Origin of the sequence: Pedobacter psychrodurus (genome assembly GCF_032678585.1) — a bacterium.
GTDB lineage: Bacteria > Bacteroidota > Bacteroidia > Sphingobacteriales > Sphingobacteriaceae > Pedobacter > Pedobacter psychrodurus_A.
Window position 1 is genome coordinate 32,933 of record NZ_JAVTSN010000001.1, and the last position, 12,695, is coordinate 45,627.

The following is a 12,695-nucleotide window of genomic DNA, read 5'->3' on the forward strand; positions in this document are numbered from 1 at the left end:
TTAATCTTTGTTTTCTTTCTTATTTTTGTTGATGTTTTTTCAATTACTAGATGATAACCCTGGCTTCCCAGATCCGGCTTTGGCAGAAGAGGACGGTTTATTGGCCATTGGTGGCGATTTGAGTACGGAAAGACTATTAATTGCTTACTCAAACGGCATATTTCCATGGTTTAGCGAGGGTGAACCGATCCTCTGGTATTCGCCACATGAGCGTTGCGTTATTTATCCGGATAAAATCAAAATCAGCAAGAGCATGCGAAAGGTTTTAAAAGAGGAGATTTTTAAAGTCACCTTTAACGAAGCTTTTTCTGATGTAATTTTGAACTGCGCAAATACCGAAAGAAAGGGACAAGACGGTACCTGGATCACCAACGAAATGCAGGAAGCTTATATTAATCTACACCAACAAGGTTACGCACACAGTGTAGAGGTTTGGCTTAATGACCAATTGGTAGGCGGTTTATATGGTTTAAAGGTTAACCGCGTTTTTTGTGGCGAAAGTATGTTTAGCCATGTAAGCAATGCCTCGAAAGCCGCACTCATTTTTTTAAGTAAAATGAATATCGATTTAATAGATTGCCAGTTACCCAACGATCATTTAATGAGTTTGGGCGCAGAGATGATCAGCAGGGAATTGTATATGGAAACGCTTCAGATGGCTTGATACTAATGTGAGTTATCCCCATCAATCAAACCCTGTTCGCGCATGGCTTTTTCGATCCTTCTGTCTGGAATAAACCAAATGCAGGCCACGGTGGAGTAAAGCGCTACCCCAATCCATGGATTTATAAAACTGAAGCCAATACCGGCAATATAAAAAAGGAGTGAGTATTTGCCTTTTGCATCATTCCCGATGGCATTTACGACCAGTGAATGTTGCCCTTCTGTCTTTTTGATTACGATCACCAATAGGGTGTAAGCAAGTGCAGCCAAGAAAAGTACCACACCATACATAATAACCGGCCATAAGGCAAAATGATGTTCGCCCATCCAACCGGCAGCTACAGGGAAAAGTGATAGCCAGAACAGGAAATTAAGATTGGCCCAAAGCATTGATCCATTTACTTTTTTAACCGCATGCAATAAATGGTGGTGGTTGTTCCAGTAAATGCCTACATAAATGAAACTTAAAATGTAGCTGATGAATTTCGGGATAAGCGGTTTTAAGCTGGCTAAAATATCGCCATGTTCGGGTACCTTAATCTCTAAAACCATAATGGTGATGATAATTGCAATTACACCATCGCTAAATGCTTCTAATCTGCCTTTGTTCATAAAATCCGACCTTAAATAATCCATTACAATTATCAGTCAAATTATATTATAAAACAAAACCTGCAAGTTTTTGGCCTGCAGGTTCCTTATTGTTGTTTTGTTGAAATTATAATTCCCTAACCCAAATGTTTCTAAAGCTAATGGCCGGACTTGGGTCGCCATGATCTTGTAACTTGATTGAAGCCGGGCCATGTTTTTTATATTCAGGGGCTCCGATATACCTGGTTTCGCCTTTTAGTACATAACCGTTCTGCAAAAGCACACCATTTAAAAACAGGGTAACGCTTGCTGGTTTTTGTACTGTTCCATCTTCATTAAAACGTGGTGCGTTCCAAATGATATCATAATATTGCCACTCACCTGGTTTCTTGTTGGCATTTGCCAATGGAATAGCTTGTTTGTAAACACTACCCGTTTGTCCGTTAACATAGGTTTTGTTGTTATAAGCATCCATAATCTGGATTTCGTAACCGTCATCACCTCCACCTGTTGAAGCTAAAAATACACCGCTATTTCCGCGCGCCTGGCCTTCGCCAGATATGTTTTCAGGAATTTTCCACTCCATGTGTAATTGATAATCGGTAAATTTTTTATTTGTTTCGATATTTCCGGTGCCTTTTTTTACCGTGAAAAATCCGTCGTCGATTGTCCACGCAGCTGGTTTTGATGGATCTTTAACCGAATGCCATGCATCTAAATTTCTACCATTAAAAAGAATGGTTGCATCAGATGGTGCATCCTGAGGCAATTTACCTGGTGTAACGATGCTTGGAACGGGTTCCCAAACCTCGGTTGTTTTTGGGTCTTTGGCAGGATCTGGTTTTTTATCTTGTGCCATAGCTTGCCCTGCAAATAAAACAGGAATAAATAATAGTGTGTACTTGTTCATAATTGTGGTTTAACTTTTTAAAGTTAACCAGTTTATTAAGAAATGGAAATTTAGTATTTAAAATTTTACCCCAAATCGTCAACAACGTAGGTTTCACTTATAATTACTTCATCAGGGGCGAGTTCTTCTCTTCTCTGTTCGGCTAAATCGCGCATAGGGCAATAACCTGTAATGCCACGGTATAATAGTCCCGCGCCAATTGCTGCGCCTGTTAAGCCAATAACCGGATGTGAAAAAATACTGGTGATGCCTTTAAAAAGGAGATAGGTACCGGCTGCACCAGATAACCAACGTTCAGATTTTGAAACGTTTTCGAATAATTCAGGGTATTTCCAGGCCTCTTTAACATTATTAACTGCTCTATTAAAATCTTGATTTGTCATGATGGTAGAATTTATGTACTACAGTATAACAAGTAAGAGAGGAATGAGTTTTGAAAAGAAAATTAAATGTGAGATCCATTAAGATAGATCTCTCCATTCCACTGTGTTTCAGTCGAGATGACGAGCTAATATTGAATGCCTAGTTCAATATATCCCTTATATCGTCTTTACTCAGTGATTTAAAGAAACTTTCCTCAGTCGTAATTAAAGAATTTGCCAGCGACTTTTTCCGGTTTTGCAAAGCAAGGATTTTCTCCTCTACTGTATCTTTGGCAATAAATTTATAGATAAAAACCTTTTTATCCTGACCAATGCGGTGTGTTCTGTCGATCGCCTGCTGTTCTACCGCTGGGTTCCACCATGGGTCGAGGATAAAAACATAATCGGCCTGTGTTAAGTTTAAACCTACACCACCAGCTTTTATCGAAATAAGGAAAACCTTTAGATCGGTATTCTGCTGAAATTCGGAAACAATTTCGCCACGGTTACGGGTTGAGCCATCTAAATAAGCAAAAGGAATATTTTCAGCTTCAAAATGTTTTTTGAAGATATCAAGGTGTTTTACAAACTGAGAAAAAACCAAAACCTTATGTCCGCCTTTAAGCACGTTATCTAAAGTGTGGATCACGTTTTCAAACTTTCCCGAATCGGAGATATATTCTCCATCAATCATTACCGGATGGTTGGCCAATTGACGTAAAGCCGTTAATCCCTGTAAAAGCTGAACCTGTTTTTGGGCAAAAGTTCCATCATCCATACTTTGCAACAAATCGTTGCGGTATGCAGATTTAGTTTTTTCGTAATAAGCCGCCTGATCTTCGCTCATGTCGCAATAAATTACCTGCTCCGTTTTAGGCGGTAATTCTGCGGCCACCTGTTCTTTCGTTCTGCGGAGAACAAAAGGTTTGATGATCGATTGCAGTTTGCGCGCTTTTTCTTCGTCTTTTTTCTTTTCTATTGCCTGCACATATTCTTCATAGAAAAATGCCTGGGTACCCAATAAACCTGGATTTAAGAAAGTTAACTGCGACCATAAATCGCTTACCGAATTTTCTACAGGCGTACCGCTCAAAATCAGTTTATGTTTCGATTTTAAACTTCTAACGGCTTTAAAAGATTTAGATGCCGGGTTTTTAATGTTCTGACTTTCATCGAGAATAATGTAGTTGAAATAAAAGTTCTTTAATTCATCTACATCTACCCTGGTTACACCGTATGTGGTGATGATAATGTCGTAATTGGCAAAATTGGCCACATCCTTATTTCGGTTGGTACCCGTATGGGCCAGTATTTTAAGCTTTGGAGTAAATTTTTTTGCTTCCGTTAACCAGTTGTAAATTAAGGAAGTTGGCATCACAATCAGTGAGGTGGATTGCGTTTCCAGCAACTGATCATCTTCCTTCACTTTTTGGAGCATGGCTAAGGTCTGGATGGTTTTACCCAAACCCATATCATCAGCCAAACAACCACCAAAATTGTATTCGCGCAAAAAGCTAAACCAGTTATAGCCGGCTTTCTGGTAATCGCGCAAACTGCCTTTAAAATGAACAGGCATCTGTGTATCGGCAATATCTTCAAAGTCTGATAGACGCTGAAGCTTGCGCTCCAGGGTTATATTTGCCAAACTATCTTCAGCCAGATCATTGATTAAACCAATATGGTGTTTCTTTAATTTTAGCGTTTTTCCGGCTTCTGCCAGACTGAATAAACTGCCGTATTGGGTAAACCATTTGTCAGGAATAATGGCCACTTCACCATCGGGCAATAAAAACTCACGCTTTTTATGTAAAATATGTTGTTTTAACGATAGAAAAGGGATCTGGTATTTACCAAACCATACTACAGCATTAATATCAAACCAATCGTTTCCTTCTTTAACTTCGAGATCGATTTTACTGGCGCCGAATACGAATTTTTTCTGCCCGGTAGCCTGTTCAATCTCAAAACCTGAGGCCTCTAATATTTCGATGTGCTCGTTTACCCAGTTAATAGCCCCATAACTTGGATTTTCATCAGCAGCAGCCACTTCTAAGTTGCTAAACAGAGAACTTGTTTTTTTAAGTCCTAAAGATAACAACAGATTGAATTGTTTTTTCTCCCATTCTGCCGAGCGTTTTACCCGGTGGAAAATATAGTTATCGGCCGTTTTTTCTAAACGTACGGTAACTTTATGTGCATTTTCTACCGGGAAAGTATATTCGCCGTATTTGAAATAAAGTTGGATCTGAGAAAGACCGCCATCAACATATAAAACTTTAATTACGGGTATGGCCTCAAATTGTTCGGTCCTGATTTCGAAACCCTCTGCATACACATGGTGTTTCTCGATTAGGGGTGCTACAAATTTTTCGAAATAGGTTGCTTCGGTAGTTTTAGGTATGGCAATGAAACGTTTATTTAAAAAGGGCTGTAATTTCTTGCCTTCTATATCCTGATCGAAAAAGTACAATACATCGTTGAGCAATAACCAGGCAGGTTTGTTGCTAATAATCTGTGCCTCTTTGAACATAAATTCGATGCGCAGATTCTGATATTTGATGGTCGGGAAATAACGTGTTTCGGTTTCATTCCTGCGGAAATGGAAAAGAATAGACGCAGGTTCATCGGCGAGTTCGATCTTGCGTTCTACCGGCCAACCATCTTTGTCCATCACATATAACTCGTTTTTAACCTTTAAAATTTCTAAAGCTTCGGCAAGTTTCTTTTCAATTTTAGGACGTACATTTTCATAAAACTTATCGTCGAAAATTTTGGTAAAGAACTCTGTAGGCCTGATTAATTTTTTATAATACTTTTTAATCAGCGAGTCTTGCTCTATATCATCTAAAATTTTGATCAGCTTATAATCAATTTCGCTCAAACAGGCATTAAATTCTTCTGCAGTATGGGTAAAAACTCGCTGGTAGGTAAAGGAGAAATCGCCCTGTGGATTAAGCTGAACTACATGTGGTTCAATTAAATAGCCCAAGTACTCATGTTTGCACAAAGAGTACACCACTTTACAAGCTTTAGAACTATCGACACGTAACATTGATTGGAATTGAAATTTTTATAAGCTAAGCGCTTAAAAAACTTTAAACTTACAATATTTTGAGGTCACATCAAAAGAACTGGTCTTTTTTGGGATAAAAATTATAGTTTTTTTATCAATATGAAAAAAGACAATTGAAATGCAGGTATTTAAGTCTTAATCTTGATTAAGAATGGTACTTCCTTGAGAAGTTATTCCATAATATCATGTTGAGTAAATACGAGGGGCCAATTAACAGATAAATATTAAATACTTTAGAATTGGCTACAACTTATTATCTTAGCCCTTGCATTGATAGGCTTTTTATTATCAATCAATTAACGCATCACTATAAGTTTAAATGAGATTTTTTTACGCGCTCTCTCTGCTCGCTTGTCTTTCTTTTTCTGGCTATGGACAAGAAATTCCCCGAAGCACCCAATATATTTTTAATAACATCCTGTTAAATCCTGCATTATCAGCAATTGATAACTATACCGATTTGAAAATTGGTTTACGTAAACAATGGAGTGGTTTAGAAGGTGCGCCAAGTACACAGTACCTCTCTTTAAGTACGGCAATTGGCGAAGACTTTGTGCGGAGTAATGTAAATTCATTTGCTGGGAATGGAGAAAACCCGATGAGCAGGAGTTATGTAAATAATTACATGGCGGCCGAACCGCATCATGGTATAGGATTAGTGGCCATGACAGATAAGGCGGGTTTGGTGCGACAAACTAATGTAAACATAACGTATGCCTATCATCTTGGCCTTACCAACGAAGTCAATTTATCGCTGGGCATATCAGGCGGTTTTAAGTCGATTAGTGTTGATGTGCGTGAAATTGTTGCAGACGAATCTGGTGATCCATTATTTTCTGCCGACTATAACAACAAAATACGACCAGATATTGGTGCGGGTGTTTGGTTATATAGCCCAAGGTTTTTTGCAGGTATTTCTGCAAAGCAACTTGTGGGTAGTAAAAGTACCATCGTAAATGATAAGATTAAAACTGATGCTTATCAGGCTGCTACCTTTTATGGAACGGCAGGTTACAAAATATTTCTGGATGAAGATATTGCCATGATCCCTTCGGCTTTGATTACCTATTGGGCCAATTCGCCTGCTACATTCGATGCCAACTTAAAATTTGCCTATCAGGATAAATTTTGGGTAGGTACAAGCTTTAGAAACAACGATTCTTTTTCTCTTTTGGCCGGATTTAACATTGCATCATTGGTAAACCTGAGTTATTCTTATGATGTAAATACTTCAGGTTTACGCTCGGTAAATAATGGTACGCACGAAATTGTACTGGGCATTTTGTTGAATAACCGTTATCAGGTAGCTTGTCCGAGCAGGCAATTCTAACGTAAAAGTGTTATACTGCCGCCTAGCGGTTTACATTCGGCCCTTAAATCGATCACATAATAATAAACCCCGGCAGGTAATTCCTTACCCCTAAATAAGCCATCGAATGGTTTAGTATAATTGCCGATTGATTCGAACACCAGTTGGCCGCCACGTGTGTAAATTTTAATGTTTGTACCCTTGAAATCTGGTAAGCCCCTTACTTGCCAAACATCATTCATCCCATCACCATTTGGTGTCATGGTATTGGTGATTTCCAGATTATCATGCGTTACTTCCACGTGTACTTTGGCAAATTCGCTGGTACAAGACCCTAATTTCCTTCTTACGAGATAATCGGCTGTTTTGGCTACCTTAAATTTGAATACACCTGTAGTACTTTCTAAAAATGGCTTGGAATCGTCGATTTTTTCAAATAACTGATACGTTCCTTCTTCGGGTGCAATTACAGGTAAAACAATATCGGAAACATAACAAACACGGAGATCGTTAATGATTGGTGTTAGAATTTTGAAGGGTTCATCAATAATGGTATACGCCTCGCTAATGGCATAGCCACAAGATGTTTTATCGCGAACTTCTAAACGGTAAGTACCCGCACCGACATTGATCAGTTCTTGGGTATACTGAACGGCTTCACCAGCTTCATTTATCCATTTAAAATCGTAGGCCGGAATGCCCCCGATTACTTGTATGCCTTTAACGGAACCTCTCTGTAAGGTGCAGCCATCTTTAATTACGGTTGCAGTATTGGATACGATGTTTAGTTTTGGCGTAACATTGATTGGATACGGGCCTAAAATAGTTTCGCAATTGTTAACGTCGTAAGCGAACATTCTGTAATTCCCGCCGGGTAAATTTTTAAGCTCGATGATATTTCCAACCTTGGTTGCACCAGTAATCATGGTGCCCGATTCATCTCTCCATTCGAACCGTGAAGGCAACGTAGAGCTAAAATTAAGGTTAATACTGCCATTGATCAACTCGCAAGTGGTATTATTTACTGTAGGTGTTAAGGTGTAAATTGTTGGTTGTAAAGCCTCAACTCTAAAATACCTGTCTAAAGTGCAGATATATAGCGAATTGCTGGCCCTGAGCGTGTAAGTCCCGGGAGCAAGGTCTGTCATTTTTAACGACATGCCCGGCGAGTATGGTCCTTTTTTTATGCTCTGCAAATCCGGCCCTATCCATTCGTATGTATCGGCATTGCTAATTGAAATACCATCAATACTACCATTGTTAATGCCACATCTGGCTGGGGTAATCGTACCGCCGTTAATCGCAACATCGCTATAAGTGGGAATAAAAAATGATTGTGAAGGAACAGGAGAACATTGGCCTTGATCATAAACGTATAAGGTATAACTACCACCGCCAACATTTTCGAGTTCCAATGATGTCGATATTACATCAGTGCCTAAAATTCCGGTCAACGGATTATATTTAAACCATTTATAACTTAATGTTCCTGTTGCATCTGTGATGGTAATGCCGGTAATGGAACCGTTTTCCTTGCCGCATGCAGCAGGATTTGTATTGGCTGGCCAACCTATTTTCGGTTGAGGTTTTCTTTTAACCGTAATCGGATCAGAATTTAATGCACAACTAGCTTCATCTGATACTTTTACATAATAAGTGCCTTCAGGTAAGCTAGCTGGATTTGTATTGCTTACCACAGCACTTGTCGCTGAATTTATCCATTCATATTTTAATTCACCTTTTCCCCTTAAAACTTCTGCTGTAAACGTAAAGGAGGTTTGTCCGCATAAAGGAGAAACTGGTAGAATTGTTGGTTTGGTTAACTTTTGGTCTTTGATAATGAATACTGTTGGGAATGCTTTACAGCCGTCGTTAACGGTTACCTCATAAGTGCCTACATCTAAATTGGAAATACTTTGGGTATTGCCTTTAGGTATGCGGCTGCCATTGATTTCTATTTTAACCCAGGTAAATGTAAAACCTTCGCGCACTTCGGGGATGGTGATCGATCCATTGGCATTACAGGTTACGGGCTCCACTATCGCTTCATTTGGTAACAGTTCTGCCGTAGAAAAAGGAGAGGTGGTGGCGTTTAATAAACTGGCAGTGGCGGTAACCATCCCGCTAAGACTTCCATTGTATTCCCATCGCCCATCACTACCTGCCTGTACCGTGGCGATGTAGGTTTTGCCTTCGCAGATGCCCTGGCAGTTCACAGTATAAAATAATTCTACTTCCGAGTTTGGTGTGGCCTTACCAGAAACATAATTATTTCTTTTTTTGAGCACTTGAATATAAGGCTGTAGGATAGTCAAGGTTTTCCCAATTCCAAATGTTTTGTTGCAAAAGAAACTGTTCCTGGTAATTTTTACGGGTTTTGACGATACTGTTTCCACCCCGTAATCATTGTTCGCAATTAAGTTCGCTTCTGCAGGAGTTGCACCACCGATAGTTCCACCAGCTCCAGATTCTATTTTCACACCGACACCATTGCCCATTACTACTGTTCCGGTAGCATCGGTACCAATAGCATTTCCGGTTAAAATGAAATCTGAATTGCTGATCAAAATACCTGTGGTTCGGTTACCACTGATAATGTTGTTACGGACGTATAGCGCCGTATTTACAGCATTCACTTTTAAACCTGCAATTTCCAGAGAAGATGAGGATAGAAAGATGGGTAACTCATGGAAATCTTTCTTTCCTGTATAATCGACCCCAATTTTATTCTTGATCACATTGATATCAAATCGCGCATTAGTAGAGTAAGATGATCTGGTAATGTCTACATTGATGCGGTTTGCGGCAATTACGTTCCCCTCGCCTGCATTATCACCCCCAACATCTAATGCGCAATCATAAAGACTGGCCGAAATCCCGTTTACGTTCGTATTGGGTGTAACCCCATCATAAATTACGCCGATTAAATTCGATTGAATTTTAATTTTGGTCGATACCGGGTTGCTGTAGAAATAACTGTTCTGGATGACAATCCCATTGATATTGCCACCAATTACGTTTCCTCTTCCGGGTGCGCCAATGGTGACATTGTTTGCACGGTAATCGAGTACAATACCCGATCCCTGGCTCATATTTACATTTTGCAGGTTGGTGATGTTTGCGAAATTGCGGATATATAAACCATAAATTTCAACTCCTGTGGTTTGGACCTGAGTACTTGCGTACTGACCGATAACTAATCCTGAGAATGTAGTGTTGGTGTATTCTGGTTCCAAAATTACTTTCGCCCCCGAAACACCGAGTGCCGGCCATGCTGCCTGAGAGCTGCCATCTATTACAACGTTAGAAGATACTACCGGAAGTGCTGTGCGTAACCTGATGGTTCGGTTGGCATTATCGCTGGGATTTCCCGGTAAGTTAAAGTTGATGGTAAAAGTAGCAGTCCGGTTGGCTGCAGCTGCCTGTGTTAATCCCTCTCTTAATGTTCCAGGGCCACTGTCGGCATTACTGGTTACCAGGTAAGTTTGAGCGTAGATATTATTGAAGAAAAATAAGCCCATAAACAGGGCCAGAAGTTTTGAGAGACGCATAAATTTGTTTGGTTCAGCCAAAATACAAATAAACTGTGTAGTGGCTAACGTTTTAGTGAACAAACCTACATTATTTTTTTTGAAATAATTGTTCGTTTTTTAACCACTGAGCTCACAAAGTAGCGGCACAAAGAACATGGAGTGGGGATTTGCATGGATTAATAAAAAGAATTTAATTACAGACACATTAGTTGTTTTACTTTGATTTGTCGCCACCCAAGGTGGGAAGGTTTCAAAGTAACTAATGATTTGCCGCCACCCATGGTGGGAAGGTTTCAAAGTAACTTTGATTTGTCGCCACCCATGGTGGGAAGGTTTCAAATTAAAATGCGATTATACATCTGTTTGGAGTGAACGCCCATTGAAACGTGTTAATCAACTGCCCTATTAAAATCTTTCTAAATCTGCGTTGTTTATCTGCGACCTCAGCGGGAAAGAATAAATATGGGTTTAGGTTTTTCCCGCAGATTTAAAATTGATCAGCGACGCAGATTAAACAGATTTAGATACATCAGGCGCTCGATCGCTAAGATTTTCGCTAGATGGTGATGCAGCACGATTTCCTCCCCTGAACTTATTTCCGGATTTATCCAAATTTTAAAGATCCTTCGTTGCACTCAGGATGACAAACCACAAAATCTTCCGTGATTTCTGTGTTTCCCTGCCTGGTCGATCGGGCAGGCGTGGCAAAATGGTTAGGCCGATATGGCAAAATAACCCTAAAAATTTATATGAAATGCCCTTCGACTCCGCTCAGGATGACAATCCGATACTATATAAAAAAGGCATCCTGAAAATCAGAATGCCTTTTTTATGCTTGTTAATTGTAATCTATTTCCAGCCACCACCTAATGCGCGGTAAAGGTTCACTACCGATTGCAGTTTCTGCAGTCTATCGTTTATGCCGCTTAATTGAGCGGTTAACAAACTCTGCTCTGAAGTTAATACATCAGTATAGTTTGTTGCCGAACTGTAACGTAATAATTCTTTGGTAAAATCGACTGCCTTGGTAAGTGAAGCAATCTGTTTTGTCCTTGTTTCTTCTTTTTCAGTAGCCGTTTGATAGGCATATAAAGCATTTGATACTTCCTGGCCACCGGTTAAAAGAGTTTGCTGGAAAGCATAAAATGCGATCTGCTGATTGGCTTCAGCTGTTTTTAAACGGGCCTTATTTGCACCTTTGGCAAAAATAGGTTGCGTTAATCCACCAACTAAATTATAGAAGATCGATTTGCTAAAGAAATCCTGCAATTGCAGACTCGATAATCCACCAGCTGCGGTAATGGTTAAGGCAGGGTAAAAATAAGCCTTAGCTACATTGGTGTTTTCGAAAGCGGATCTGAACCCAAATTCAGCAGCAATTACATCAGGACGGTTTTTTAACAATTGCGCAGAAACACCAGTTTTTAAATCGGCATAAGGCGTTTGTTGATCTAAAGTGGTGCGGTTAATCGCATTTGGTGCTTTTGCAACCAATACGCTTAATGCATTTTCAGCTTCTTTAATGCTTCTCTTTAAGTCGGGCAAGGTTACCTGTGCAGCATATAAATTGGCCTCACTTTGTACAACGGCAGCACCATTTACCACTGCACCTTCTTTTAAGGCTTTCATGGTTTCTACATCCTGCGTTCTCACCTTAATGGTTTGCTCGGTAATGGTCAGTTGCTTATCAAGCGCCAATAACGTATAATAGTTGTTGGCAATGGTTGCGATCAACTGGGTCTGCACGGCTCTTTTTGCGGCATCACTTTGCAGTAAAGTGGCATAAGCGCCACGTTTTGCACTGCTTAACTTTCCCCAAATATCGGCTTCCCAACTTGTGCTCAGCTGTGCCTTGTAGGTTTGGGTTTCCAGATTGATGTTAATCCCTGCCGGAAAGTTTTGCGCTGCTGCCGAAGCCTTGTTATCGGTTACGTTTACATCAGCCTGTAGGCTTGGCAATAATGCGCCGCGACTTTGGATTAAAGTAGCTTCAGCGATTTTGATCCGCTCAATGGCCTGTTTCAGGTCTAAATTTTCATTTATACCCTGTTGGATGAGCGATTGTAAAGTAGTATCCGAAAACAAGGTTTTCCATTGCAGATCCGCAATGGTGGTGGTATCGGTTGTATTGTCGTCCCGGTATAAACCTTCGTTCTTCACCTGAGGGCGCTCGTATTTTTTAGTTACGCAGGCACTAAGGGTTAAGATGGCTAAACCGATTAAAATGGAATGTTTATATCTAAAATTCATTTTC

The 12,695-nt window shown here is 39.9% G+C and carries 8 protein-coding genes; 2 read left to right on the top strand and 6 right to left on the bottom strand.

Annotated elements, in window-relative coordinates:
• Positions 1–31: 31 nt before the first annotated feature.
• Positions 32–664 (top strand): leucyl/phenylalanyl-tRNA--protein transferase, encoded by a 633-nt coding sequence (aat, locus tag R2S57_RS00160; protein WP_316843102.1) that lies wholly within the window; start codon positions 32–34, stop codon positions 662–664.
• 2 nt (positions 665–666) lie between these two features.
• Here the strand turns inward: aat and R2S57_RS00165 are convergent, their stop codons facing one another.
• The 4 genes from R2S57_RS00165 to R2S57_RS00180 all read right to left on the bottom strand — a co-directional run bounded on the left by R2S57_RS00165 (position 667) and on the right by R2S57_RS00180 (position 5,578).
• Positions 667–1,275, bottom strand: a complete 609-nt coding sequence (locus R2S57_RS00165) for a TMEM175 family protein (protein WP_316843103.1) — start codon at positions 1,273–1,275, stop codon at positions 667–669.
• Between the two features lie 106 nt (positions 1,276–1,381).
• Positions 1,382–2,164: a DUF1080 domain-containing protein gene (locus R2S57_RS00170; protein WP_316843104.1), complete on the bottom strand. Its 783-nt coding sequence runs from the start codon at positions 2,162–2,164 to the stop codon at positions 1,382–1,384.
• 65 nt (positions 2,165–2,229) lie between these two features.
• A complete protein-coding gene (locus tag R2S57_RS00175) occupies positions 2,230–2,547 on the bottom strand; it encodes a DUF2892 domain-containing protein (protein ID WP_316843105.1) in 318 nt (105 codons plus the stop codon).
• Between the two features lie 139 nt (positions 2,548–2,686).
• Complete coding sequence (locus R2S57_RS00180) at positions 2,687–5,578, bottom strand: DEAD/DEAH box helicase (RefSeq protein WP_316843106.1); 2,892 nt, start codon at positions 5,576–5,578, stop codon at positions 2,687–2,689.
• Between the two features lie 340 nt (positions 5,579–5,918).
• Between R2S57_RS00180 and R2S57_RS00185 the strand changes: the two genes are divergently transcribed.
• Complete coding sequence (locus tag R2S57_RS00185) at positions 5,919–6,929, top strand: type IX secretion system membrane protein PorP/SprF (RefSeq protein ID WP_316843107.1); 1,011 nt, start codon at positions 5,919–5,921, stop codon at positions 6,927–6,929.
• On the opposite strand, the gene R2S57_RS00190 is transcribed toward R2S57_RS00185, so the two are convergent.
• Together R2S57_RS00190 and R2S57_RS00195 are read right to left on the bottom strand one after the other, a co-directional pair.
• The gene (locus R2S57_RS00190; protein WP_316843108.1) at positions 6,926–10,459 is read right to left on the bottom strand and encodes a gliding motility-associated C-terminal domain-containing protein; all 3,534 of its coding nucleotides are present in this window, start codon (positions 10,457–10,459) and stop codon (positions 6,926–6,928) included. The two genes, R2S57_RS00185 and R2S57_RS00190, sit on opposite strands and share 4 nt — an antisense overlap.
• An 831-nt stretch (positions 10,460–11,290) precedes the next feature.
• A complete protein-coding gene (locus R2S57_RS00195; RefSeq protein WP_316843109.1) occupies positions 11,291–12,691 on the bottom strand; it encodes an efflux transporter outer membrane subunit in 1,401 nt (466 codons plus the stop codon).
• Positions 12,692–12,695: the final 4 nt, after the last annotated feature.